20 protein-coding genes are annotated in these 24,064 nt (G+C 68.3%); 10 read left to right on the forward strand and 10 right to left on the reverse strand.

Annotation, left to right across the window (positions count from 1 at the left end; translation table 11 throughout):
• Positions 1-21: 21 nt before the first annotated feature.
• Entirely contained in the window at positions 22-1,113 is a 1,092-nt protein-coding gene (gene atzD, locus ACSVDO_RS00480) for a cyanuric acid amidohydrolase (RefSeq protein ID WP_489594559.1), read from the reverse strand.
• 131 nt (positions 1,114-1,244) lie between these two features.
• Between atzD and ACSVDO_RS00485 the strand changes: the two genes are divergently transcribed.
• A complete protein-coding gene (locus ACSVDO_RS00485; protein ID WP_489594560.1) occupies positions 1,245-2,147 on the forward strand; it encodes a LysR family transcriptional regulator in 903 nt (300 codons plus the stop codon).
• A 66-nt stretch (positions 2,148-2,213) separates the two neighbouring features.
• Here the strand turns inward: ACSVDO_RS00485 and ACSVDO_RS00490 are convergent, their stop codons facing one another.
• The gene (locus ACSVDO_RS00490; RefSeq protein WP_332539678.1) at positions 2,214-3,176 is read right to left on the reverse strand and encodes a LysR family transcriptional regulator; all 963 of its coding nucleotides are present in this window, start codon (positions 3,174-3,176) and stop codon (positions 2,214-2,216) included.
• Between the two features lie 130 nt (positions 3,177-3,306).
• Between ACSVDO_RS00490 and ACSVDO_RS00495 the strand changes: the two genes are divergently transcribed.
• On the forward strand, positions 3,307-3,627 hold the full coding sequence (locus tag ACSVDO_RS00495) for a hypothetical protein (RefSeq protein WP_332539679.1): 321 nt from the start codon (positions 3,307-3,309) through the stop codon (positions 3,625-3,627).
• A gap of 301 nt (positions 3,628-3,928) precedes the next feature.
• On the opposite strand, the gene ACSVDO_RS00500 is transcribed toward ACSVDO_RS00495, so the two are convergent.
• From ACSVDO_RS00500 to recQ, 5 genes are all read right to left on the reverse strand, one after another.
• Positions 3,929-5,794, reverse strand: coding sequence for a phosphoenolpyruvate carboxykinase (GTP) (locus ACSVDO_RS00500; protein WP_489594561.1), 1,866 nt, complete (start codon positions 5,792-5,794; stop codon positions 3,929-3,931).
• A 306-nt stretch (positions 5,795-6,100) separates the two neighbouring features.
• Positions 6,101-6,247 (reverse strand): hypothetical protein, encoded by a 147-nt coding sequence (locus ACSVDO_RS00505; protein ID WP_332537896.1) that lies wholly within the window; start codon positions 6,245-6,247, stop codon positions 6,101-6,103.
• A gap of 112 nt (positions 6,248-6,359) precedes the next feature.
• Positions 6,360-7,559 carry a threonine ammonia-lyase gene (locus ACSVDO_RS00510; protein ID WP_332537895.1) on the reverse strand — a complete coding sequence of 400 codons (1,200 nt, stop codon included), beginning with the start codon at positions 7,557-7,559 and terminating at the stop codon, positions 6,360-6,362.
• 59 nt (positions 7,560-7,618) lie between these two features.
• Positions 7,619-9,193: an acyl-CoA dehydrogenase family protein gene (locus ACSVDO_RS00515; protein ID WP_489594562.1), complete on the reverse strand. Its 1,575-nt coding sequence runs from the start codon at positions 9,191-9,193 to the stop codon at positions 7,619-7,621.
• A 297-nt stretch (positions 9,194-9,490) separates the two neighbouring features.
• Positions 9,491-11,350 (reverse strand): DNA helicase RecQ, encoded by a 1,860-nt coding sequence (gene recQ / locus ACSVDO_RS00520; protein ID WP_332537893.1) that lies wholly within the window; start codon positions 11,348-11,350, stop codon positions 9,491-9,493.
• A gap of 210 nt (positions 11,351-11,560) precedes the next feature.
• Between recQ and alkB the strand changes: the two genes are divergently transcribed.
• From alkB to ACSVDO_RS00540, 4 genes are all read left to right on the forward strand, one after another.
• Positions 11,561-12,283, forward strand: a complete 723-nt coding sequence (gene alkB, locus ACSVDO_RS00525; RefSeq protein WP_489594563.1) for a DNA oxidative demethylase AlkB — start codon at positions 11,561-11,563, stop codon at positions 12,281-12,283.
• 88 nt (positions 12,284-12,371) lie between these two features.
• Entirely contained in the window at positions 12,372-13,436 is a 1,065-nt protein-coding gene (locus ACSVDO_RS00530) for a homocysteine S-methyltransferase family protein (RefSeq protein ID WP_332537892.1), read from the forward strand.
• Positions 13,437-13,457: 21 nt separating this feature from the next.
• Entirely contained in the window at positions 13,458-14,816 is a 1,359-nt protein-coding gene (locus ACSVDO_RS00535) for a Fe-S oxidoreductase (protein WP_489594564.1), read from the forward strand.
• Between the two features lie 186 nt (positions 14,817-15,002).
• Entirely contained in the window at positions 15,003-16,397 is a 1,395-nt protein-coding gene (locus ACSVDO_RS00540) for a ShlB/FhaC/HecB family hemolysin secretion/activation protein (RefSeq protein ID WP_489594565.1), read from the forward strand.
• A 22-nt stretch (positions 16,398-16,419) separates the two neighbouring features.
• Here the strand turns inward: ACSVDO_RS00540 and ACSVDO_RS00545 are convergent, their stop codons facing one another.
• A complete protein-coding gene (locus ACSVDO_RS00545) occupies positions 16,420-17,736 on the reverse strand; it encodes a Glu/Leu/Phe/Val family dehydrogenase (RefSeq protein WP_332537889.1) in 1,317 nt (438 codons plus the stop codon).
• A 238-nt stretch (positions 17,737-17,974) separates the two neighbouring features.
• Here ACSVDO_RS00545 and ACSVDO_RS00550 point away from each other — a divergent pair, with 238 nt between their 5' ends.
• Positions 17,975-18,748 carry a fumarylacetoacetate hydrolase family protein gene (locus tag ACSVDO_RS00550; RefSeq protein WP_489594566.1) on the forward strand — a complete coding sequence of 258 codons (774 nt, stop codon included), beginning with the start codon at positions 17,975-17,977 and terminating at the stop codon, positions 18,746-18,748.
• Between the two features lie 19 nt (positions 18,749-18,767).
• Here ACSVDO_RS00550 and ACSVDO_RS00555 read toward each other — a convergent pair whose 3' ends face one another.
• Entirely contained in the window at positions 18,768-19,694 is a 927-nt protein-coding gene (locus tag ACSVDO_RS00555) for a LysR family transcriptional regulator (RefSeq protein ID WP_332537887.1), read from the reverse strand.
• Positions 19,695-19,798: 104 nt separating this feature from the next.
• Between ACSVDO_RS00555 and ACSVDO_RS00560 the strand changes: the two genes are divergently transcribed.
• The gene (locus ACSVDO_RS00560; protein WP_489596462.1) at positions 19,799-20,257 is read left to right on the forward strand and encodes a PACE efflux transporter; all 459 of its coding nucleotides are present in this window, start codon (positions 19,799-19,801) and stop codon (positions 20,255-20,257) included.
• Here the strand turns inward: ACSVDO_RS00560 and ACSVDO_RS00565 are convergent.
• Entirely contained in the window at positions 20,230-21,132 is a 903-nt protein-coding gene (locus ACSVDO_RS00565; RefSeq protein ID WP_332537886.1) for a MurR/RpiR family transcriptional regulator, read from the reverse strand. The two genes, ACSVDO_RS00560 and ACSVDO_RS00565, sit on opposite strands and share 28 nt — an antisense overlap.
• A 95-nt stretch (positions 21,133-21,227) precedes the next feature.
• On the opposite strand from ACSVDO_RS00565, the gene ACSVDO_RS00570 reads away from it, so the two are divergent.
• Together ACSVDO_RS00570 and iolB are read left to right on the forward strand one after the other, a co-directional pair.
• Positions 21,228-23,207, forward strand: coding sequence for a bifunctional 5-dehydro-2-deoxygluconokinase/5-dehydro-2-deoxyphosphogluconate aldolase (locus ACSVDO_RS00570; RefSeq protein ID WP_489594567.1), 1,980 nt, complete (start codon positions 21,228-21,230; stop codon positions 23,205-23,207).
• The gene (gene iolB, locus ACSVDO_RS00575) at positions 23,204-24,007 is read left to right on the forward strand and encodes a 5-deoxy-glucuronate isomerase (protein WP_489594568.1); all 804 of its coding nucleotides are present in this window, start codon (positions 23,204-23,206) and stop codon (positions 24,005-24,007) included. Before ACSVDO_RS00570 ends, iolB begins: the two co-directional genes overlap by 4 nt.
• Positions 24,008-24,064: the final 57 nt, after the last annotated feature.

The raw sequence follows: 24,064 nt of genomic DNA on the forward strand, positions 1-24,064 counted from the left end.
TCGGTTCTCCCTGGTGCGGTTTCAGGTGCGCGCGATCACGGCGACCGGGCCGCCGCCGGCCGGGCCCTGGTGCTCGGCGCCGCCGGAGACGTAGACCATGCCGTGGCCGACCACCGAGGCGACGACGGCGCCGGTGACGGCGCGCGCGTGGCGCGTAGAGTTGATGTCCGAGTCGCCCAGCATGGTGTGGCGCATGCCGCGCACCAGGCCGTCGGGGCTGGCTTCGGCCTTGCAAAAGACATTGACGATGCGCTCCCGGTCCTGATCACCGTGCAGGCCCAGCGCTTGCAGCGTGCGCCGCACGGCCGGCGCATCGATGGCGTCGGCCATCACGTCATGCGCAATGACCAGATCGCTGGTCGCCTGGGCGCTCATGCCCAGGGCAATCACGACGTTGTGCTCGACCTCGATTCCGGCCGAGGCCGAGGCCACGCCCGAGCTCAGGCGCCAGTCATGCAGCACTGCCTCGTCGGTCAGCGCCTGCAGGTCCGCTTCCCCGGTGGCCAGGGCAATGCCCAGGGCCGAGGCGCCGCGCGAGTAGCCCATGGATTCATAGGTGTCGGCCGTGACCGGCTCGCAGCCGCGCGCGCGCGCCGCGGCGATCTTGGCCGACGTCAGCAGCGGGCATTTCACCTGCACGAAATGCAGGTCTTCGGTCGACGCAATGCCCGCGTCGCGCATGGCCTGGCGCACGGCGGCGGCGGTCTCCTCGATCTGCGCGCGGCGGCCGATTTCCTCGGGCAGGAAGTCGCGCGTGAACGCAATGCCCAGCGTCAGCCGCTTGGCGCCGGCCAGGGGCGCGCCCTGCGCCGGCCGGCGTGCGAACACCGTGTGGTGCGGCGACAGCACGCCTTCGGTGCCGCCCGACATGACAAAGGCCACGCGCTTTTCCACGGCCTCGGGCGCCAGGTCCAGATGCCGGCCCAGGCAGGCCGCAAGCATGCGGGTGGCGAACTCGCGCGTGTAATCGTTGACGCAGCCGTTGCCTTCGGTCTTGCCCATGACCGCGACGATGTCGTGCGCGGCCACCTGGCCGCAGGCGATCAGCGCCTCCAGGCCCGAGATGTCGCCAGGGCTGCTGCTGGGAATGCGGATGACGTCGACGTGGTGCATGTTCTGTGCTCTTTCATGGAACGGGATGGCCCTGGCGGCACGCAAGCGCCATGCCATTGAGCGCTCTCGACCGAGGCTTTTTTGCGCGCCATGCGCTGCCGTTCTGGCATCGGTCTTGCGATGGGGAAGCCATGCAACACCTGCGCTTTCTCCATTACATAGACACCGTCGCCCGCTGCGGCTCGATCCGCGCGGCCGCCGAGAAGCTGCATGTCGCGTCGTCGGCCGTCAATCGCCGTGTGCAGGACGTCGAAGCCGAACTCGGAACGCCGCTGTTCGAGCGGCTGCCGCGCGGCGTGCGCCTCACGGCCGCCGGCGAGCTGTTCCTGGGCTATGCGCGCCGGCGCCAGGCCGATCTCGAGCAGGTGCGCTCGCAGATCGAAGACCTGGAAGGCATGCGCCGCGGCCAGGTCACGCTGGCCGCGAGCCAGGCGCTGGCGCCCGCTTTCCTGCCCCAGGCCATCCATGCCTTCCAGACGCTGCGCCCCGGCATTGCCTTTGACGTCAAGGTGCTCGACCGGCAGCGCGCCGTCGATGCCGTCACCGACTTCGAGGCGGACCTGGGCCTGATCTTCAACCCGCCCGATCTGCGCGGCCTCACGGTGCTGGCCCAGGCGCGCCAGCGCACCTGCGCGATGGTGGCGCCCGACCATCCGCTGGCCGGGCGCGAAAGCGTGCGCCTCAAGGACTGCATGGACTATCCGATTGCGGTGCCGGACAGCAGCCTTTCAGGCCGCAGCGTGCTCGAGGACCTGTTCGAGCAATCCTCTGCCCAGCCGCATCCGCCGCTGGTGTCCAACTCGTATGAAATGATGCGCGGCTATGCGCGTGCCGCCGGCGGCGTGAGCTTCCAGATCGAGATCGGCGCCGGGCCTGCGGCGGGCGCGGTTGCCATCCCCATCGCCGAGCGCGGCCTGCCCAGCGGCAGGCTGGTGCTGGTCGCGCTGCGCGAGCGCGTGCTGCCGGTGGCGGCAGCGGCGTTTGCCGAATTCGTCGCCGCCAGGCTGGTGGACGCGAACCAAAACGGGGAGTGATCAGCCAACATGGTGCAGCCCGGTGAGGCCTGCACCAAAACCGCTGCCGTTTCGGCCGCGGTGGATTCAAGGCGCAAGCGGAAAAGTGGTCTGGGCGGCGCGGAACAGCGCCTTGAGCAGCCAGTCGCCGGCGCTGGCCTGCGGGCCGCGGTGGCGCCACAGCGCTTCGACATGCACGGGCGGCACGCTGAACGGCAGTTCGCGAAGCGCCAGCGATCCGGCCATTCCGGTCACGGGAACGAAGTGGCGCGGCAGGATGGTCAGCAGGTCGGATTCAACCACCACCCGGCCGGCGGTGAAGAACTGGTTGACCGTGAGCACCACCTGGCGCTTGCGGCCCAGCGCGGCCAGCGATTCGTCGATGAAGCCGAAGGAGCGCCCGGAAAAGCTCACCAGCATGTGGCGCGCCGCGCAGTAGTTGTCGAGCGTCAGCGGTACATGGGCCAGGGGATGGCCTTCGCGCATCACGCAGATATAGGCACTTGCATAAAGCCTGCGGTTTTCAAAGCCGACGACGTCACCCGATTGCTCGCGCGCCGTCAGGTCGGCGAGCACCGCGGGAAAGTAGCCCACGGCGATGTCGGCCGTGCCGTCCTCTAGCAGCTGGCGCGGGTCGCGCGTGGTCAGCGGCACGACGCGCACCGAGACGCCGGGCGCTTCGCGTTCGATGATGGCGTACAGCGCGGGCACCAGTGTCGAGGCCGTGGCGTCGGCCATCGCCAGCACGAAGGTGTTGGTGGCCGTGGCCGGATCGAAGGGGTTGGGAGCGAGCGTCTGCTGCAGCTGGGCCAGCGCATTGCGCACTGCCGGCCACAACGCGAGCGCGCGCGGCGTGGGCTGAATCCCCTGACCGTGGCGTACCAGCAACTCATCGCCCAGGGCTTCGCGCAGGCGGCGCATCGCATTGCTCACCGCCGGCTGGGTGATCGCGAGCTTGTGCGCGGCCCGGGTCAGGCTGCGTTCGGCCATGACCTCGTCGAAGACGCGCAGCAGATTCAGGTCGAGGTGGTGGAAGCTGTGCGGCGTCATGGCGGCAATACATCACTCCTATGAATGATATTAATTCAAAAGATAAATTTGAAGTTGCATGGGGTAAACCCTATGATTACTGCATTGCCCGGCAATTTCGCCACAAGCGTCTGTAACGAGGGTTTCCATCATGACCAGCTTCGTAAATACCACCCAATCCTTTGAGCATTCCGGCGTCGTGCGCGTGCAGCGTGCCGCCGTGTTCCTGCAAGCCACCGCCGCCGACCTCACGGGTTCGCAGCGTCTGCCGCTGCTGGCAACTCTGCGGGCAGGTCTGCGCATGCTGGCTTCGGTGGCACGCCGCACTGCCGTGACGGTGCGCGCCGGCCACCGCGACTGGGTGCAAAGCCGCAAGCAGGCCGCCGAAGACGAGCGCACCTGGAACGCCGCGCTCAAGGATGCCCGCATCATGGCCGATCTGAGCCGTGCAATGCAAGGCGAAGCTCGCTGAGCCGCTGACCGGTCCCTGGCGGGGCGTCCCGCCGAATCAAGCCGCTGCCCACAAGGCCGCGGCTTTTTTTCGCATGGAAATAGCCCCCACGCTTGCTCGCTTCGCGTAGCCGCTGCCCCCCAAGGGGGCGTTTTTCATCTTGGGGCGGCCCGGCGATGAAAAAGCCCCCACGCTTGCTGGCTTCGCGTAGCCGCTGCCCCCCAAGGGGGCGTTTTTCATCTTGGGGCGGCCCGGCGATGAAAAAGCCCTGCGTAGCAGGGCTTGAACGGCAAGCGGGCAGGCCCGCTCCTCGGCACGAGGCTTAGTCGGCCAGACGCTTTTCCAGGTTGGCGCGCGTGGCCAGCAGTTCTTGCGGCAGCTTGTCGGCGAGCTGGGTGAACAGCGCGTCGTGCAGTTGCAGCTCGGCCTTCCACGCGTCCTTGTCGATGCGCGTCACGGTGTCGAACTGGGCGGCGTTGAAGTCCAGGCCATTCCAGTTGATTTCGGCGTAGGCCGGGCTCACGCCCAGCATGTTGTCCACACCTTGCACCTGGCCTTCGATGCGGTCGATCATCCACTTGAGCACGCGCATGTTCTCGCCGTAGCCGGGCCAGACGAACTTGCCGGCTTCGTCCTTGCGGAACCAGTTGGTCGTGTACAGGTGGGGCAGCTTGGCGCCCGTGGCTTCGAGCTTGGCGCCGATGTCGAGCCAGTGCTGGAAGTACTGGCTCATGTTGTAGCCCATGAACGGCAGCATGGCGAACGGATCGCGGCGCACCACGCCCTGGGCGCCAAACGCCGCGGCCGTGGTTTCGGAGCCCATGGTCGCTGCCATGTAGACGCCTTCGGTCCAGGTGCGCGCTTCGGTGACCAGCGGCACGGTGGTCGAGCGGCGGCCGCCGAAAAGGAAGGCGTCGATCTTCACGCCGGCCGGGTCGTCCCAGGCGGGGTCGAGCGCGGGATTGTTGGTCGCGGCGACGGTGAAGCGGGCATTGGGGTGGGCGGCCTTGGCGCCGGTTTCACGCGCGATCTGCGGAGTCCAGTCCTTGCCTTGCCAGTCGATCAGGTGATCGGGCAGCTTGCCGGTGTCCTTTTCCATGCCTTCCCACCAGACGTCGCCGTCATCGGTCAGCGCGACGTTCGTGAAGATCACGTTCTTGTCGAGGCTGGCCATGCAGTTGGGGTTGGTGTGGTAGTTCGTGCCCGGGGCCACGCCGAAGTAGCCGGCTTCGGGGTTGATCGCGCGCAGCGAGCCGTCGGCCTGGGGCTTGATCCAGGCGATGTCGTCGCCGATGGTCGTGACTTTCCAGCCGTCGAACGCCGCGGGCGGCACGAGCATGGAGAAGTTGGTCTTGCCGCAGGCCGAAGGGAAGGCGGCAGCGACGTGGTACTTGGTGCCGTCGGGCTTGGCCACGCCCAGAATCAGCATGTGCTCGGCCAGCCAGCCCTGGTCGCGGCCCATGGTCGAGGCGATGCGCAGCGCGAAGCACTTCTTGCCCAGCAGCGCATTGCCGCCGTAGCCCGAACCGTAGGACCAGATTTCGCGCGTCTCGGGGTAGTGCACGATGTACTTGGTCTTGTTGCAAGGCCAGCTGGTGGTGTCCTTCTCGCCTTCGGCCAGGGGAGCGCCCACGGTGTGCATGCAGGGCACGAAGTCGCCGTCGGTGCCGATCACGTCGTACACGGCCTTGCCCATGCGCGTCATGATCTTCATGTTGACGGCGACATAGGCGCTGTCGGACAGTTCGACGCCGACATGGGCGATGGGCGAGCCCAACGGGCCCATGGAGAACGGCACGACATACATCGTGCGGCCGGCCATGCAGCCGTCGAACAGCGGCTGCAGCGTGGCGCGCATTTCATTGGGCGCCATCCAGTTGTTGGTCGGGCCGGCGTCGGCCTGGTCCTGGCTGCAGATGTAGGTGCGGTCTTCGACGCGCGCCACGTCCGACGGGTCGGACCAGGCGAGGTAGCTGCCGGGGCGCTTGGTGGGGTTGAGAGGCTTGAAGGTGCCGGCGTCGACGAGTTGCTGGCACAGCGCGTCGTACTCTTCCTGCGAGCCGTCGCACCAGTGGATGTTGGCCGGCTTGCACAGCGCGGCCATTTCTGCGACCCAGGCGATCAGCCGGGCATTCTTGACATAGGAGGGCGCCTGAATGGTCAGGGCTTGCAGTGCAGGTGCGTTCATCACGGGAGCTTTCTAATTGAAAAAACGTTTTTTCAAAGACAACGCGGCAGCGTTGAAACAGCTGGGCAGCCTTTGAGAAAACAGGTTTTTTCAGGGTCGTAGGCAACGCCATCGGGGTGCTGACCCGATGCTCAAATCAAAGAGGAAGCCGCCATTCTAGGTAGCTACCGCATTTTTGTGTCAGACAGAAGTCCAAAAAACTATGCAATATAAGTATCAGTATATGCATTGCATGAAGATGGGTTGCATAAAAAAAAGGCAAAAAAAAACCCCGTGACCGGGGCTTGGAGCTGCCATGAGAAAGGCTCAGGCGAGGTATACGGCGATGAACGCCAGCAGGAACATCAGCACCGCGCCGACCAGTGGCAGCACGACCGGGATGTAACGGACAACGGATTCGGTCGCGTCCTCGGGGTGCTCATCGGCCGTGGCCGAAGCGTGGGGATGGGTCATGAGAGGCTCCCGTGGGTGGTTCAAGAAAGCTGCACTGGGGCTGCGATGCCGTTATTTTAAGCAGACCCGGCCGAGGACGGGCCTGGGGTAAGCCATGAGGTTTGCAGGGCGCTCAGACGCGCTGCGCTTCCATGCCCTGGGCACGCAGGCTGGCGAGCACCTGTTCCACATGCGGCTGGTTGCGCGTCTGCAGCACGCATTCGATCTCGACGTTCTGCGCGGCCAGCAGCGTGAACGCGCGCTGGTGATGGACTTCCTCGATGTTGGCGCCGGCGTCGGCGACGGTGGCGGTGATGCGCGCGAGCACGCCGGGCACATCGCGCGCGCTCACGCGAATGCGCGCCAGCCGGCCCGAGCGCACCATGCCGCGCTCGATGATGGCCGCCAGCAGCAGCGGGTCGATGTTGCCGCCCGACAGCACCAGCCCGACCTTCCTGCCCGCGAAGCGCTCGCGGTGGCGCAGCATGGCGGCCAGGCCCGCGGCGCCCGCGCCTTCGACCAGCGTCTTCTCGATTTCGAGCAGCATCAGCACCGCCTGCTCGATGTCGCCTTCGTCGACCAGCAGCAGGTCGTCAACCAAGGCGCGTACCACGCCCTGGGTCAGCTCGCCGGGCGAGGCGACGGCAATGCCTTCGGCAATCGTCGACTGGCCCATGGGCAGCTCGCTGCCCTGGATCGCATTGACCATCGACGGAAAACGCTGGGTCTGCACGCCGATGATCTCTATGCCGGGCTTGAGCGCCTTGGCCGCGGTGGCCACGCCGGCGATCAGGCCGCCGCCGCCTATGGCCACGACCAGCATGTCGAGATCGGGCTGGGCCTTGAGCATTTCGAGCGCCAGCGTGCCCTGGCCCGCGGCCACGGCGGCGTCGTCATAGGGGTGGACGAAGACCAGGCCCTGGGAATCGGCGAGCGCGCGCGCATGGGAACGCGCTTCGTCCAGCGTGTCGCCGTGCAGCACCACTTCGGCGCCGAAGCCGCGCGTGCGCTCGACCTTGACGTCGGGAGTGAAGCGCGGCATCACGATCACCGCGCGCAGTCCCAGGCGCTGCGCATGGTAGGCCACGCCCTGGGCGTGGTTGCCGGCGCTCATGGCGATCACGCCGCGCGCGCTTTCTTCGGGCGTGAGCTGGGCGAGCTTGTTGCAGGCACCGCGCTCCTTGAACGAGGCCGTGAACTGCAGGTTCTCGAACTTGAGGAACACCTGGGCGCCGACGATTTGCGACAGCGTGCGTGACTCCACGCAAGGGGTTTCGAGGATGTGGCCGTGCAGGCGCTGGGCCGCGAGCTCGATGTCTTGAAGGCTGATCATGGGCCATTGTGTCCACAGATGAAAACCTGGACCTGGCATGCAGGTTCTGCTGCCTGGCCTCAGGCGGGCAATGCCCGGTGCAGCAGGCGCTCGAGATCCATTTGCCGGGTATCGAGCGCGCCAAGCACGCGGCCCGTGCCGCTGTTGCCCAGGCGCGTGGTGATGAAGGCCTGGGCCACGGCCGGCGGCGCGTCGCGATGCAGCAGGCAGGCCTGGGCCGTGAGCACCAGGCGCTGCACCAGCATGCGTGCCATGGCCTGCTGTTCGGCCGGCGGCTGGGCGAGCATGGCGCGCAGCGCGTGCAGCTGCGCAAGAATGCGCGCGTCGCCGCCGGCGATCTCTTCCATGGCTTCGAACAGCACGCGGGCCGCGGGCTTTTGTCGGTCGAGCGCGTTCAGCACCTGCAGGCACAGCGCATTGCCCATGCCTTCGCCGCGGCCCTGCGCGGGCGCGGCGAGGAACAGCCGCGCCAGGGTCTGGCCCTGGGGGCTGTCGAGCGCGCCCTGGGAGCCGGCCCATTCCATGGTTTCCGCCGTGACTTCCATCGCGCGGCGCCCCACCCAGAACTGCGCGGCCGGTGCCATCACATGTTTCCAGGCGAGCTCGAGCGGCGAAATGCTGTCGGCGGCGGCGTCATCGCAGCGCTCGAATGCCTGGGCCAGCCGCATGGCCAGCGTCAGCGCGGCTTCGCTTTCGAGCGCCATGTCGACGAGCACGCTGTCCAGCAGCGGCTGGGCCGGGATGTTTTTCATGCCGCGTGCCTGTGTCAGCGATTGCACCAGCGCCTGGCGCAGCAGCGCGCAGCTGGCCAGCGTGCGGCCCAGCCGCAGCACGCTCACGGCGGCGCGGAACGTCAGGGCTCCCTGGCCTTCCTCGCCCAGCAGGTAGCCGCTGGCCGCACTGAGCTGCAGCTCGGCGACGGATTGGGGCCCGAACGCGCCGAACAGCGGGCGCACGACCAGGCTGTTGCGTTCGCCGTCCTCGCGCCAGCGCGGCACGAAAAAGCAGCTTGGCCCCTGAGGTGTCTGGGCGCTGAGCAGGTGGGCATCGCTGTCGGGCGCGGCCAGCCCCGGGCTGCTGCCGCTGAGCAGGTATTGCCGGCCCCAGAGCCCCATGCCCACGGGTGTGGCCTGGAGCAAGGTGGGCGTGGCGTACAGCGGCTGAATCGACTGCACGGCATTCGCGCCCAGGCCCATCCAGAGCGCGGTCTTGCGCGCGATCGGCAGGTCGCGCGCATCGTCATCCGGATTGCGCAGCAGCGGCCCCAGCCGCGCCCAGAGCGCGGGCTCCTTGCGCAGCACGGCCAGCGAGGCCGAGGTCAGCAGCAGCGTGTCGAGGCTGTCGGGTGCGAACTGGCCATGCAGATAAAGGCCCGCGGCCCAGACGCTCCAGCGCCCCGGCGTGTGCTGGGTCAGCGCCTGGGCGACCAGACCCTGGCGCCGGCCCAGTGCGCGCTGGGCCTGCCAGGCGGGGTTGTTCTGCAGCGCGTCCGAGGCCTGCTCCGACTCGGTCAGCTGCTGCACATAGGCGTCGAGTCCGGCCCGCGCCGGCCCTGCGTCGGCGCGTTGCAGCGCTTCATCCAGGGGCGCGTCGTGGGCGATCAACGGCGGCGCTGGTGGCGGGACGGTGGACATGGCGGTCTCCTGTGCGCTTGTAGGACGCGAGCAGCGTAGAACGCTTGCCCGCAGACCCGCAGTATCGGCAACTCGCGCGTCGCGCGCTGTCGGAGAGGTTCGCCTGTCGTCGGGGTCTTGCGCCCGGAAAATCCCTTAGAGCACCGAACAAAACCCTTGAGACGTCGTTGCCTTGCCGTGCTACTCGCACTGTCTGCGGCACCGCGCCTTGCCGGCCGCGCCTGGCCGGCCGCACCTAGCCGGCCGCGCCTAGTCCCCACCGCAAATCTTCGACTTGCGGGGTTCTGTCAGGCGCTCTTATTGCGCCATCTGGCACACGCGCAGCACTTCGGCGCCATAGGCGTCGAACTTCTTGGCGCCCATGCCGGGAATGCCGTTGAGGTCGTCGAGGCTCGCGGGGTCGCGCTCGGCAATGGCCGCCAGCGTGGCGTCGTGGAAGATCACATAGGCCGGCAGGTTGTGCTCGCGCGCGACCTCGGCGCGCCAGGCCTTGAGGTTGATGAAGCGCACCTGGGCATCGGGGCCGAGGTTGAGCGCCGCGACGTTGGCCTGCGGCGTCTTGCGCGTGCGCTTGGCGGCGCTGGCCGTGGCCTCGCGCAGCATCACCTGGGCGTCGCCGCGCAGCACGGCGCGCGAGCCCGGCGTCAGCGCCAGGGTGTCGAAGCTGTGGCCGCTGTCGCTCGTGACCTTGTGCAGGCCTAAAGCGCCCGTGGCCAGCAGCTGGCGCAGCACGCCGCGCAGCTGGGCTTCGGAGTATTGCGCGCCCAGGCCGAAGGTCGACAGGCTCTGGTGGCCGTACTGGCGCACCTTCTCGGTGTCCTTGCCGCGCAGCACGTCCATGATGTGGCCGGTGCCGAAGGTCAGCTGGCAGGCCTCGTGCACGCGGTAGATGGTCGACAGCAGCTTGCGCGCGGCGTCGGTGCCGTCCCAGACCGCGGGCGGGTTCAGGCAGTTGTCGCAGTTGCCGCAGGGCGTGGAGTCCTCGCCGAAATAGCCCAGCAGGCGCTGGCGCCGGCAGTCGGTGGCCTCGGCCAGCGCGAGCAGCGCATCGAGCTTGCCGCGCATCACCTGCTTGAAGGTTTCCTCGGCCGGGCTTTCGTCGATCATGCGCCGCTGGTTGACGACGTCGTTGAGCCCGTAGGCCATCCAGGCGTGGGCCGGCAGGCCGTCGCGGCCCGCGCGCCCGGTCTCCTGGTAGTAGCCTTCGATGTTCTTGGGCATGTCGACATGGGCGACAAAGCGCACGTCGGGCTTGTCTATGCCCATGCCGAAAGCGATGGTGGCGCACATCACGATGCCTTCTTCGCGCAGGAAGCGGTCCTGGTGGCGCTGGCGCATGTCAGCCGGCAGGCCCGCGTGGTAGGGCAGGGCCGAGAGGCCGGCGTTCTGCAGCGTCTGCGCCAACTCTTCCACGCGCTTGCGCGACTGGCAATAGACCACGCCCGCGTCGCCCTGGTGCTCGGTCTGGATGAAGCGCTGCAGCTGGGCCGTCGCGTCCTTCTTCTCGACGATGGTGTAGCGGATGTTGGGGCGGTCGAAGCTGCTGACGAACTGGCCCGCCTGTTCGAGCTGCAGGCGCTCGACGATGTCGGCGCGCGTGAGCGAATCGGCGGTGGCCGTGAGAGCGATGCGCGGCACGCCCGCATAGCGTTCGTGCAGCACCGTGAGCGCGCGGTATTCGGGGCGGAAATCGTGGCCCCACTGGCTCACGCAATGCGCTTCGTCGATCGCGAACAGCGACAGCTGGCCGGCTTCATAGAGGCTGTCGAGCAGGCCCAGGAAGCGCGGCGTGTTGAGCCGCTCGGGCGCGGCGTAAAGCAGCGTGATGTCGCCGGTCTGCAGCCGCAGCTCGACTTCCTGCGTCTGCTCGTACGACAGCGTGGAGTTGAGGAATGCGGCGTCCACCCCGGCTTCGTGCAGCGCACCCACCTGATCGTGCATCAGCGCGATCAGCGGCGAGACCACGATGGTCACGCCATGGCCCTGCTGCTGGCGCACGATGGCCGGCACCTGGTAGCACAGGCTCTTGCCCCCGCCCGTGGGCATCAGCACCAGCGCGTCGCCGCCGGCAATCACATGGCTGACGATCGCCGCCTGCGGGCCACGGAACTGGTCGTAGCCAAAAACTTCTTGCAATACGGACTGCGCGGTGGACAAGCGGATTCTCTCGAAAAAAAGCGGGAAGCGACGAGCCCTGCAAAGCTCCGCAGGCATGCGCGCTGCGGGCCCTTGCAGGGGCCGGACAAACGCATATTGTGCGCCCGGGGCGCATTTCCGTGGTCCTGGGGCGGCACAGCCCCCCGCAGCGCAAGGGCCAGCCCGGCCTTCCTACAATGCAGCCAACGCCTTGTTTCTGCTGCAACTTTCATGCTCCGCTCTTCCCATTCCGGCTCCATGGCCCTGGCCGACAGCGACCGGCTGTTCGGGCCGGCCGACGACGCGCCGATCGCGCTGGACCCCGGTGCCTGGCTGCTGCCCGGCTGGGCCGCGGGCCAGGCGCAGCGCTGGGTGGACAGCGTGCGGCAGGTGCTGGAGCAGGCGCCGTGGCGCACCATGCGCACGCCCGGCGGCCTGCCTATGTCGGTGTCCATGAGCCATTGCGGCAGCTGGGGCTGGATCTCGGACGCCAGCGGCTATGCCTACAGCGCCACCGATCCGCGCAGCGGACTGCCCTGGCCCGCCATGCCCGAGTGGCTATGGCAGCAGGCGCGCGCGGCAGCGGCCGCAGCCGGCTACCCGCATTTCGCGCCCGACTCCTGCCTGATCAACCGCTATGTCGCGGGCGCGAAGATGTCGCTGCACCGCGACGCCGACGAGAGCGATACGCGCGCGCCGATTGTCTCGATCTCGCTGGGCCTGCCCGCGACCTTCCTCTGGGGCGGCCTGGCGCGCGCCGACCGCGTGCGCCGCATGCAGCTCGAGCATGGCGACGTGCTGGTCTGGGGCGGGGCGACGCGCCTGGCGTACCACGGCATCAGCCCGCTCAAGGATGGAGTGCACCCGCTGCTGGGAAGCGAGCGCTGGAACCTGACGTTCCGCATGGCCAAAGCGGGGTATCTCGCCCCCACGCTTGCTCGGCTGACGCCGTAGCCGCGCTGGGGGGGCGCTGCCCCCCCAAGCCGGCGGGCAAGATGGCTGACCCGCGACGGGGCCACGCCCAACTTCCTACAATCGGGGGATGAGCCTGCCCCAATACACCCGCGCCAAAGAACTGCCCGCCACCCTTGCCCGCCGCATCGCCATCCTCGATGGCGCGATGGGCACCATGATCCAGCGCTTCAAGCTGGGTGAAGAGCAGTACCGCGGCGCAGGCTATACCGGCGCCGATGCCGTCGGCGAGCGCTTCCAGGACCTGCCGCGCGACGTCAAGGGCAACAACGAGCTGCTGAGCCTCACGCGCCCCGACGTGATCCGCGACATCCACGAACGCTACCTGGCCGCGGGCGCCGACCTGATAGAGACCAACACCTTCGGCGCGACCACGGTCGCCCAGGACGATTACCTGCTGGGCCATCTGGCGCGGGAAATGAACCTGCGCTCGGCCCAGCTGGCGCGCGCCGCCTGCGACAAGTACAGCACGCCCGACCATCCGCGCTATGTGGCCGGCGCCCTGGGCCCCACGCCCAAGACCGCGAGCATCAGCCCCGACGTCAACGATCCGGGCGCGCGCAACGTCGATTTCGAGACATTGCGCCAGGCCTATCTCGAGCAGACGCTGGCGCTGATCGAAGGCGGCGCCGACGTGATCCTGGTCGAGACCATCTTCGACACGCTCAACGCCAAGGCCGCGCTGTTTGCCGTCGACGAAGCCTTCGAGCAGAGCGGTGAATGCCTGCCCATCCTGATCAGCGGCACCGTGACCGACGCTTCGGGCCGCATTCTCAGCGGCCAGACCGTGACCGCCTTCTGGCACAGCGTGCGCCATGCGAATCCGCTGGCCATAGGCCTGAACTGCGCGCTAGGCGCGGCGCTGATGCGCCCCTATGTGCAGGAGCTGCACAAGGCCGCGCCCGATACCTTCATCAGCTGCTACCCGAATGCCGGCCTGCCCAACCCGATGAGCGACACCGGCTTCGACGAGACGCCCGAAGTCACGAGCCGGCTGGTGCACGAGTTCGCTGCCGAAGGCCTGGTCAACATCGTGGGCGGCTGCTGCGGCACGACGCCCGAACACATAGGCGCGATTGCCCAGGCGGTGCGCGCCACCGCCACGCGGCCGCTGTTCTACCCGGCCCAGGCCTGAGCGCCGCGCACGGTTCCCGCGATGAACCTGCCGCTGCCGCCCGCCACCAGTCCGACAACCCCGGCGTCCGTGTCGCCCGTGACGTCGGTGCCTGCGACCACGGCCGTGGCGGGGGCGGCGCCCGTGGCCCCCACCGCGCCCGTGGCCCCCGCGGCGCCCGTCGCTCCCGCGCTAAGCCTTTCGGCCCAGGCGCAGCAGGCGCTGCGCCTGCAGGTGTTCCAGACGCTGATCGCCCAGCTTGTGACCCAGGTGCAGTCGGGCGCGCAGGCCGGTGCGCCGCAATGGCCCGCGGCGGGCACATCGCCCGAACTGCGTGAACTGCTCTCGGCCTTGGTGGCCCAGGCCACGGCGGGACTGGCCCAGCCGCAGCAGCTGGTCGCGGCCCAGCCCTGGCCCCAGGCCTGGCTCAATACGGTGCTCGCTCCCGCAGCGCCTGCAGCGACGCCGCCACCCGCGAGCGCGGGCAGCCCGGCCGCGCCAGGCAATGCGGCCGCAACCGGCAATGCGCCTGCAAGCGGCAATGTCGCTATCCCTGGCCCGGTGACGGACCTGCCTGGCGGCAAGTCCATGGTTGCCTTGGCCACTGCGTTCCCCTCCACCACTGCCACGCCGGCGCTCGCGACGTCGGCCCCCTCAACCAATACTGCTGCGGTCGCTACCCCGGCGATGGCAAACGCTGCCCCCCCGGCAGCGGCAATGCCTGCCATGGCTCTGGCGGCACCAGCGCTTGCCGGCACGGCCGTGGCTGATGCTGCCCCGCGCCTGCCGCCCATGCTGACCTGGCTGGTGCAGCAAGGCGTGGTGCAGACGCCCGAAGGCGAGCGCGGCTTTGCGCTGACGCTGCAGGTGCCGCAGGCTTGGGCGCAGATGCAGGCCGCGGCCGCATTGCCCGCAGGCGCGGCAGCACCGGCCATGGCGTCCCTGCCCGCGGCGGGAACGGCGCAACTGACGCTGCCGTTTGCCGCGCCCGCGCAGCAGCTCGAGTCGGGTGCGTTGGCCTTGGTGCTGCAGGGTGCGGCCCCCGGAGCGGACAAGCTGCGCACCAGCGCGCTGCTGTGGCTGGATTTCCAGCCGCTGGCGCCCACGGCGCAAGGCGCGCAGTCGGCGGCGAGCGCGCTTGCCGGCCTGCTGCCGTCCACGCAGGCCGCGCAGCAGGCCATGGTGGCGCTGCAGGCCAAGAACGACCCGTGGCTGCAGATGGCGGCCCTTCAGGCCAGCGGCCAGCAGCCGCGCGACGACCAGCGGCTGCAGGAGCGGCGCACGGGCCTGTGCACCGAGCTGGGCTGTCCCTACCGCGGCAAGGCCAGCTGCGCCCAGCCGTTCTGCGCCGAAATGAACCGCGTCTGGGCGTCGGTGCGCATAGGCCCGACCGGGAGCTGAGCCGCCTGTCATGCGCGTGCGTGCCGGCACAGCATGCCAGACGGCAGCGCAAGCAAGGCCGGCGACGGCATCTCTTTGATTCGTGCCGATAGTTTCATCCTATCCATTGGTGCGTCTGCTGGTTACTGTCTGTGTCAAGGCCGGGTCTGAGTGGATCAGATGCCTGGCTTGCCAAGGAGAACCGCCATGCATTCCATCGCCATCGCTTCCCGCAGGGCCTGGCTGGCCCTGTGTCCCGTTGTGCTGTGCCTCGAATCCGCACTCGCGCAGACGCAGGAGCCGCCTGGGGACGGGCCTGCGGCCCAGGCCCTGCCCGCGCCTGCTGCGGTGCCGGATGATGGCCTGCGCGGCGGGCGCTTTGGCGCGGTGCGCATCGAGACCGACGATGCCGCGCTGCAGCCTGCCGCCACGCGCTGGATACGCGATCTGCAGCCTGGCGAACCGATAGACGAACAGGCGCTGCAGCGCCGGCTGCAGCTGCTTGAGGAACTGCCGGGCGTGAGCAGCAAGTCAGTGCTCGGCGCCGCGGAAGACGGGGCGCGTGATCTGAGCGTGACGCTGACGCGCAAGCCGCGCTACAGCGGCCTGGTGGGCCTGGACAACCACGGCAGCCGCTTCACGGGAGACCAGCGCCTGCGCTTTGCCCTTGACTTTCCCAGCCTGTGGACGCTGGGCGACGCGCTGAGCCTGCAAGGCCATCGCCGCTGGCACGGCACCTGGAACCTCGTTGTCGGCTATTCGTTGCCGCTGGGCATCAACGGCTGGAGCCTGCGTGCGGAGCTGGACCACACCGACTACCAGTTGCACCGCGAACGGCGTGGCTTGAATGCGCGCGGGACCTCGGACATCCTGTTGCTGGAGCTGTCGTACCCGCTATGGCTGGACAAGGCCGGCAACCTCCAGGCGAGCGTGGGCCTGGAGCGCACGCATTCCGATGACACGGCCAGTCCGCGCGGCAAGGCGCCGGTGCAGGAGCATCGCACGCTGAACATGCTGCCGTTGAAGCTCAGTGGCCAATATGCGAACGACAAAGGCAAGACGTCGGGCGAACTGATGCTGGGCCTGGGGCGGCTCAAGCTCGACCATGGGCTGCGCAACGAGGACCGCACCAGTGCGCACACCGAGGGGCACTATCGGCTGCTCAGCGCCGATCTGCGCCACGAACAGATGCTGCGCAAGGACTGGGTGCTCTGGGGTCGCTTTGCGGGCCAGAAAGCCAGCCGCAACCTCGACAGCGAAAAGTGGTTTGCGGCATCCGGGCCGCAACGCATACGCGCCTGGACCAGTGCCGAAGGCCAGGGCGATGAAGGCTGGCTGCTGCAGATGGAACTGCGCCACCCCATGGGCCGCGCCGAGCCTTTTGTGTTTGCCGACACAGGACAGGTGAAGCTGCGGCGCCGCCCCTGGCGGCGCGAAGACAACTGGCGTTCGCTGTCGGGCGCGGGCCTGGGTCTGCGCTGGACCGAAAAATCCTGGAGCGCGCAGGCCGTGGTGGCCTGGCGCACGGGCGGGCACCGGCCCGGTTCCCGCCTGGGTTACAAGAACCCGCGTATCTGGCTGGCCGCGACCTACCGTTTCTGACGGCCGCGGCCTGGCCAGGGCTTCAGGGGTACAGGCCGCGCATTTCACGCGCATGCAGGATGCGCTGGCAGGCGATGATGAAGGTCGCGGTGCGCAGGCTGACCTTGTGGTCCTGGGCCACCTGCCAGACGCCTGCAAAGGCGTCCTGCATGATGCGCACCAGACGGGCGTTGATCTCGTCCTCGCTCCAGAAGAAGCTGGAGAAATCCTGCACCCATTCGAAGTAGCTCACGGTGACGCCGCCGGCGTTGGCGATCACGTCGGGCAGCACCAGCACGCCGTTGTTGTGCAGGATGTCGTCGGCTTCCGGTGTGGTCGGGCCGTTCGCGCCTTCGATCACCAGCTTGGCCTTGATCTGGCCGGCGTTGGCCAGGTGGATCTGGCCTTCGAGTGCGGCCGGAATCAGGATGTCGCAGTTGACGCCCCAGAACTCTTCCTTGGCCAGCACGTCGGCGCCGGCGAAGCCGCCCACGCCGCCCGTGTGCTGCACATGGCGCAGCAGCGCGGGCACGTCGATGCCCAGATCGTTGTAGATGCTGCCGCTGTGGTCCTGCACCGCGACCAGCTTGGCGCCGGCTTCGACAAACAGCTTGGCGGCCGTGCCGCCCACATTGCCGAAGCCCTGCACGGCGACGCGCGCGCCTTCGATGCGCATGTCGGTGCGGCGCATGGCTTCGACGCCCACGGTGAACACGCCGCGGCCCGTGGCTTCGCGCCGGCCCAGCGAACCGCCCAGGTCGACGGGCTTGCCCGTGACCACGCCCGTCGCCGTGGAGCCGGTGTTCATCGAATACGTGTCCATCATCCACGCCATGATCTGCTCATTGGTGTTGACGTCGGGCGCGGGGATGTCCTTGTTGGGGCCGATGATGATGCCGATCTCGCTGGTGTAGCGGCGCGTGAGGCGCTCGAGTTCGCCATTCGACAGCTTCTTGGGGTCGACGCGGATGCCACCCTTGGCACCGCCGTAGGGCACGTTGACGGCCGCGTTCTTGATCGACATCCAGGCCGACAGGGCCATCACTTCGGACAGCGTCACGTCCTGGTGGAAGCGCACGCCGCCCTTGCCCGGGCCGCGGCTGGTGTTGTGCTGCACGCGATAGCCCTCGAAGTGGGCAATGGTGCCGTTGTCGAGTTCGATCGGCACGTCGACGATCAGCGCGCGCTTGGGGCGCTTGAGCGTTTCGACCCAGCGTGCCAGGTGGCCGAGATAGGGCGTTACACGATCGATCTGCTGCAGGTAGATGCCCCAGGGGCCGAGCTTGTCGGCTTGCAGATAGGAGGGCAGGGGGTGGGCCGGCAGAGAGCTGGTCGACGGGGAGGCAGGGGTGTTTTGCATGGAATATTCCAAAGCGTTTGAAGCAGTGGTCACAAAATGGATGACCTGTTTTTCAGCTTATTCCTGTGGCTGCGGCTTGTCCAACGCCGCTTGTTTTGGTTGTTATGCATTTCATGCATAACCATGGAGTTCCTCTCTGAAACAAGCGTCCGAAAGCGCGGTTTTTGCGGAAGAATGCAGGCTAGGCCGGGGCGTTTTTGCGACCCTTTTTCTGTCACTGTCTTTGCCCAGGAGTTCCATGTCCGTTGAAGCCGTTTCCCAGGCCTTGCTGCAGGCGCGTGCGCGCGCCGAACTGGCCGATGCGCTGCCACTCGCGGCCAGCCTGGCCGAACCGGAGCAGGCCTATGCCGTGCAGCAGGCCGTGGCCCGGGAGTTGGGCTGGTTTGCCCAGGGCGCGCCGCGCGCCTGGAAGTCGGGCGGCGCGGCGCGCGGCGCCCCGCTGACGCATGCGCCGCTGCCGCCGGCCGGCGTCTGGTCCAGCCCCGCGCGCGCCGGTGACTGGCCGCTGCACACGCGCGGCATAGAGGCCGAGATCGCGCTGCGCCTGGGCCAGGACGTTTCTGTGGCCCAGGCCTGGCAGCTGAAGGCCGGCGAATGCGCGGGCCTGGTCGATGCCATGGCGGTGAGCATTGAGGTGGTCGAGTCGCGCTGGCAGCAGCAGTTTGCCGCGCCGCCGCCGCTGCTCATGGCCGACCAGCTGTGCCATGGCGCGCTGGTCATCGGCGAGTGGCAGGCCTGCGACCTGGTGCGCGCCGCGCCCGACTGGTCGCGCCAGGTCTGCCGGCTGCGCCTGGGCGGCGGCGAAACCAGCGTGCACACCGGCACCCATTCGCTCAATGATCCCGCCTGGCTGCTCGCCGACTGGCTGCGCCATGCGACCATGGCCTACGGCACGCTTGCCGCGGGCACGGTGGTCACCACGGGCAGCTGGGTGGGTCTGGCGCGCGCCCGGGCCGGCGACGGCGTGCAGGTGCAGTTCGACGGCATAGGAGAAGCTTTTCTGCAGCTGTGATCGGGCCGCGGGGGCGGCTTCAGTCCCCGGCCATCTGCTTGCCCATGGCCTGCACGAACAGCTGTGCGCCCAGGCCCATGGGACGCTGCTTGGACCAGACCACGTCGACCCACAGGCGCAGGCCGTTGCTCAGATTGGAAAACGGCATTTCGACGAGCCGGCCGGCCTCGATGCGCGGCGCGACCAGCGAGCGCGGCTGCCAGCCCCAGCCCAGGCCGGCCTCGATCAGGCCCAGCGCGGCAAGGTGATTGTCGGTGCGCCAGATGTGGCGCGCATAGACGAAGCGCGCGTCGGTCTGGCCCAGGTCGCGGCTCGCGACCACGATCTGGCGCGTGGTCTTCAGATGCTCTTCGCTGAGTGACGCCGCGGGCATGCCTTCGCGTCCCGCGGCCTCGCGGCGCGCGGCCTCGAGCACCGGATGGTCGGGCGCCATGACCGCGATCAGCGTGTCGCTGCCCACTTCCTGGAAACCCTCGCGCCCGTCGAGGCTGGGACGCTCGAAGACCAGCGCGAGCTGCGCGCGGCCGGTGTGCAGCAGCGCCAGCGCGTCTTCCTGCGGCGCGGCCAGCACTTCGACTTCGAGCAAGGGGTGGGCCTGGGCGAGTTCGGCCAGCGCCGCGGTCCAGCGCGAGGCCAGCAGCTCGGGCGCGATGGCGATGCTCAGCCGCTGCTCGAGTCCCTGGGTCAGCGCCAGCGCCTGGCCGTTGAGCTGCTGCAGCTGCGCGGCCAGCAGGCGCGCCTGGGGCTCGAGCGCGCGCGCGCTTTCGGTAGGCCGGGGCTCGCGCCCGCTGCGGTCGAACAGATTGAGCTGCAGTTCTGCTTCGAGGTGGGCGATGGCCATGCTAACGGCCGAAGGCACGCGCGATAGCGCGCGCGCGGCGGCGGAAAACGAGCCGTGGTCGAGCACGGCCAAGAACACCAGAACGTTATCGGAGGAAAAGGCCATCGCCGCAATCTATCAGTAAATCTGAAAGATGCTGACTTTTGTTATCAGTGGAAACCCTATACATTGAGCCCATGTCTTTGAATATTTCTTCTCCGAAACGCCAGCTGCAGGGCCCGTGGCGGCGCGTCGTATATGTCACCCTGTTTGAGTTGTTTGCGATTGCCGCAACCTCCTACGGCCTCTCCGCCCTGACCGGCGAAAGCGCGGCGCACTCGAGCATTGTTGCGGTCATCACTTCGGCCATCGCCGTGGCCTGGAATGTGGTCTGGAACGGCCTGTTCGAGCGCTGGGAAGCGCGCCAGGCACGGCGCGGGCGCGGCTTTGCGCGCCGCGCCGCGCATGCGCTGGGCATGGAGGGCGGCCTGGTCGTGATGCTGGTGCCGCTGTTTGCCTGGTGGTTCAAGGTGAGCCTGTGGCAGGCCTTTCTGATGGACCTGGGCCTGCTGCTGTTCTTCCTGGTCTATACCTTTGCGTTCAACTGGGCGTTTGACCGGGTGTTCGGCCTGCCGTCTTCGGCCCAGCCCCAGGACTTGCCTCAGTCCGTGGCCACCGGCGCCTCATAAGCCAGCTCCAGCCTGTAGGCCAGGCCCAGAAACAACGACTGCGCCAGCGCCAGCGTGCTCGTCAGCGAGCGGAAACCAAAGGTCGCGCCGTCCTGGGCGATCAGCACCACGCTGGCCTGGGCGGCCAGCGGGCTCAGCTGGCTGTCGGTGATGGCGATCAGCTGCGCGCCGCGGGCCACGGCCGCCTGGGCCATCTCCAGCGTCTCCTGCGCATAGGGCGCAAACGACACCGCAAGCATCACATCGCCGGGGCGCAGCGCGCGCAGCTCGAGCTGCTGCATCGCGCCCAGGCCGTTGAGCCAGTGCACGGCCTTGCCCGTGTGCTGCAGCGCATAGGCCAGATAGGCGCCCACCGGGAACGCACGGCGTGAGGCCGCCAGCCAGATGGCCGGCGCCTGCACCATCAGATCGACGCCGGCCTCGAAGCGGTCGTCGGGCAGCTGGCGCTGCAGCGCCTGCAGGCTGTCGACGCTGCGCTCTATGACTTCGCGCGCCAGCTGGCCCACGGCCAGCGTCTGCGCGCCCGGAACGATCAGCCCGCGAATGCGCTCCTGGTAGCCGCGGTTGGGCGCGAGCTGGCGCTCGGCGTCGGCGCGAAACAGCGCCTGCAGCTCGGAATAGCCGCTGAAGCCGAAGTGCTTGGCAAAGCGCACCACGGCGGACGGCTGCACGCCGCAGGCCTCGGCCGTGGCCTGAACGCCGTCGAGCACCAGCCGGTCGCGGTGCATCTCGACATGGCGGGCAATGGCCTTGAGCTGGCGGCTCAGGCTGTCGAACTGCGCCTGCACCACCGCCAGGAAAGCCTGGGTATCCGCAAAGCCCGCAGGGGATTGTGAGGACGGCGGCGTTTCCTGGGAGGTTGTTCTATTTTTCATAAATTTAGAAAATATTTTCTATATCGGATTATCATCCGCTGGCGAAGATTATCCGGCGGGGCCTGCGCGCTGCCGATGTGACCAACAAGGAAACCATGAGCACGCTGCCTTTTCCCGCCGACCGCCCCTTTGACGTCGCCTGCCTTGGGCGCCTGGCCGTCGATCTCTATGCCCAGCAGATCGGCTGCAGCCTCGAGGCGGCGAGCAGCTTTTCCAAATACCTGGGCGGTTCCTCCGCGAACATCGCCTTCGGCACGGCCCGCCTGGGAATGCGCTCGGCAATGATCTCGCGCGTGGGCAATGAGCAAAACGGCCGCTTCCTGTGCGCCACGCTGCAGCGCGAAGGCTGCGACGTGAGCCAGGTGAAGGTCGACGCCGAACGCCTCACGGCCATGGTGCTGCTGGGCATCAAGGACCAGGATACGTTCCCGCTGCTGTTTGCGCGCGAGAACTGCGCCGACATGGCCTTGTCGACAGACGATATCCACGAAGACTTCCTGGCCCAGTGTCGCAGCCTGGTGATCACCGGCACCCACCTGAGCACGCCCGGCGTGCTGGCCGCGAGCCGCAAGGCGCTGGAGATCGGCGGGCGCCACGGCCTGGTGCGCGTGCTCGACATCGACTACCGCCCCGTGCTGTGGGGCCTCACGGGCAAGGGCGACGGCGAGACCCGCTACATAGGCAACGACCAGGTCAGCGCGCATCTGCAGCAGCAGCTCGGCCTGTTCGAGCTGATCATAGGCACCGAAGAGGAATGGATGATTGCCGGCGGCGCCGAAGGCGACCTGATGGCCAGCCTGCGGCGCGCGCGCGAATGCACGGCGGCGGTGTTTGTCGTCAAGCGCGGCCCGCTGGGCTGCTCGATCATCGACGGCGCGATTCCCGCGGCCATCGACGACGCGCTCACGGTGCTCGGCGAGCGCATCGAAGTGCTCAATGTGCTGGGTGCGGGCGACGCTTTTGCCTCGGGCCTGCTCGCCGGCCTGCTGCGCGGCAAGTCGTTTGCCGCGGCTGCGGCCATGGCCAATGCCTGCGGCGCAATCGTGGTCTCGCGCCACGGCTGCGCGCCCGCCATGCCGACGCCGGCCGAGCTGGCGCACTGGTTTTCCGGCCAGCGCCAGGCGCGCCCCGACCAGGACCCGCAGCTGGCCCATCTGCACCGCGTGACGGCCGCGCGCCCGGCCTGGCCCGAGCTGTGCGTGCTGGCCTATGACCACCGCTCGCAGTTCGAGGAACTGGCCGACCAGGCGGGCGCAGACCGCGCGCGCCTGCCGCAGCTCAAGCGCCTGATCAACAGCGTGGTCGAAGATGTCGAGAACGACCCGGGCTGCAAGGGCCGCATGGGCGTGCTGATCGACGGCCGCATAGGCGAAGCCGCGCTGCACGACGCCACCGGCCGCGGCTGGTGGGTGGGCCGCCCCATAGAGCGCCCGGGCTCGCGCCCGCTGCGTTTCGACGGCACGCATTCGCTGGCCTCGCAGCTGCAGCACTGGCCGCGCGAGCAGACCGTCAAATGCCTGGTGTTCTACCACCCCCAGGACGCGGCCGCGCTGCGCGCCGAGCAGGAGGAATGGTTGCAGCAGGTCTGGGAAGCGACGCGCGCCAGCGGCCATGAATTGCTGCTCGAAGTGATTCCGCCCAAGGAGCAGATCGCGCCCGGCGACAGCGGCGAATGCGTGGTGCAGACCATTGAACGTTTCTACGACCTGGGCTTCAAGCCCGAGTGGTGGAAGGTGGGCGCGATGTCGCGCGCCCAGTGGCTGGCGCTCGAAGCGCTGGTGCAGGAACGCGACCCCTACTGCCGCGGCGCGGTGATCCTGGGGCTGTCCCAGCCCGTGGAGCAGCTGATCGCGGCGTTTGCCCAGGCACCGGCCTCGCTGGTCAAGGGCTTCATGATTGGCCGCAGCGTCTGGTCGGCGCCGGCCCTGGCCTGGCTGCGCGGCGAGATCGACGACGCCGGCCTGCATGCCCAGGTCGCGGCCAACTTCCGGCAACTGATTGCCGGCTGGCGCGCCAGCCGCGCCGCGGCCGGCATGGAACCACAAGGCGCGCTGCGCGCAGGAGCAACCGCATGAGTCTTCTCGTCAAGGCCCAGCCGGGCCGCATCGTCACCGACATCACGCCCGCGTCGGCGGGCTGGCGCCACATCACGTTCAAGGTGCTGCGTCTGCAGCCGGGCGAGGAGGAAGCGCTGCAGACCGGCGCGCTCGAGCTGTGCCTCACGGTGCTGTCGGGCAGCGTCGACGTGCGCGTGGGCGGCGTGCTGTACAGCGCGCTGGGCAACCGCGCCTCGGTGTTCGAGGAACGCGCGCCCGCGGCGCTGTATGTGCCGCCCGGGCGCGGCGTGCACATCAGCGCCTCGGCCGCGGCCGAAGTCGCGCTGAGCCTGGCGCCGGCCAAGGGCCTGCACCCCGAGCGCGTGATCGCGCCCGCGCAGATGAAGCGCAGCGTGCGCGGCAAGGGTAGCAACACGCGCTTTGTCTGCGACATCCTGCCCGAGTCCGAGCCGGCCGAAAGCCTGCTGGTGGTCGAGGTGATCACGCCCGCGGGCAACTCGTCGAGCTATCCGCCGCACAAGCACGACAGCAGCGATCCGGCCCAGCCGAACGCCGAGACCGTGCTCGAGGAAACCTACTACCACCAGATCAACCCGCAGCAGGGCTTCGCCTTCCAGCGCGTCTACACCGACGACCGCTCGCTCGACGAGACCATGGCCGTGGAGCACCGCGACACGGTGATGGTGCCGCGCGGCTACCACCCCTGCGTCGCGCCGCATGGCTACGACCTGTACTACCTCAACACCATGGCCGGACCGGAACGCCGCTGGGCATTTCGCAACGATCCAGCGCATGAATGGATGCTTGCGGCGACCTGAGTCGCCGCAGTGTGAGAGCGCCCCGCTGGGGCAAAAAACATAAAACCAGGAGACAAG

Source organism: Comamonas sp. DB36, from assembly GCF_057914905.1.

What these genes read in the sequence shown, in the direction of transcription:
- atzD (WP_489594559.1), bottom strand. Translation starts at nt 1,113, where the DNA reads ATGCACCACGTCGACGTCATCCGCATTCCCAGCAGCAGCCCTGGCGAC.
- ACSVDO_RS00485 (WP_489594560.1), top strand. Translation starts at nt 1,245, where the DNA reads ATGCAACACCTGCGCTTTCTCCATTACATAGACACCGTCGCCCGCTGC.
- ACSVDO_RS00490 (WP_332539678.1), bottom strand. Translation starts at nt 3,176, where the DNA reads ATGACGCCGCACAGCTTCCACCACCTCGACCTGAATCTGCTGCGCGTC.
- ACSVDO_RS00495 (WP_332539679.1), top strand. Translation starts at nt 3,307, where the DNA reads ATGACCAGCTTCGTAAATACCACCCAATCCTTTGAGCATTCCGGCGTC.
- ACSVDO_RS00500 (WP_489594561.1), bottom strand. Translation starts at nt 5,794, where the DNA reads ATGAACGCACCTGCACTGCAAGCCCTGACCATTCAGGCGCCCTCCTAT.
- ACSVDO_RS00505 (WP_332537896.1), bottom strand. Translation starts at nt 6,247, where the DNA reads ATGACCCATCCCCACGCTTCGGCCACGGCCGATGAGCACCCCGAGGAC.
- ACSVDO_RS00510 (WP_332537895.1), bottom strand. Translation starts at nt 7,559, where the DNA reads ATGATCAGCCTTCAAGACATCGAGCTCGCGGCCCAGCGCCTGCACGGC.
- ACSVDO_RS00515 (WP_489594562.1), bottom strand. Translation starts at nt 9,193, where the DNA reads ATGTCCACCGTCCCGCCACCAGCGCCGCCGTTGATCGCCCACGACGCG.
- alkB (WP_489594563.1), top strand. Translation starts at nt 11,561, where the DNA reads ATGCTCCGCTCTTCCCATTCCGGCTCCATGGCCCTGGCCGACAGCGAC.
- ACSVDO_RS00530 (WP_332537892.1), top strand. Translation starts at nt 12,372, where the DNA reads ATGAGCCTGCCCCAATACACCCGCGCCAAAGAACTGCCCGCCACCCTT.
- ACSVDO_RS00535 (WP_489594564.1), top strand. Translation starts at nt 13,458, where the DNA reads ATGAACCTGCCGCTGCCGCCCGCCACCAGTCCGACAACCCCGGCGTCC.
- ACSVDO_RS00540 (WP_489594565.1), top strand. Translation starts at nt 15,003, where the DNA reads ATGCATTCCATCGCCATCGCTTCCCGCAGGGCCTGGCTGGCCCTGTGT.
- ACSVDO_RS00545 (WP_332537889.1), bottom strand. Translation starts at nt 17,736, where the DNA reads ATGCAAAACACCCCTGCCTCCCCGTCGACCAGCTCTCTGCCGGCCCAC.
- ACSVDO_RS00550 (WP_489594566.1), top strand. Translation starts at nt 17,975, where the DNA reads ATGTCCGTTGAAGCCGTTTCCCAGGCCTTGCTGCAGGCGCGTGCGCGC.
- ACSVDO_RS00555 (WP_332537887.1), bottom strand. Translation starts at nt 19,694, where the DNA reads ATGGCCTTTTCCTCCGATAACGTTCTGGTGTTCTTGGCCGTGCTCGAC.
- ACSVDO_RS00565 (WP_332537886.1), bottom strand. Translation starts at nt 21,132, where the DNA reads ATGAAAAATAGAACAACCTCCCAGGAAACGCCGCCGTCCTCACAATCC.
- ACSVDO_RS00570 (WP_489594567.1), top strand. Translation starts at nt 21,228, where the DNA reads ATGAGCACGCTGCCTTTTCCCGCCGACCGCCCCTTTGACGTCGCCTGC.
- iolB (WP_489594568.1), top strand. Translation starts at nt 23,204, where the DNA reads ATGAGTCTTCTCGTCAAGGCCCAGCCGGGCCGCATCGTCACCGACATC.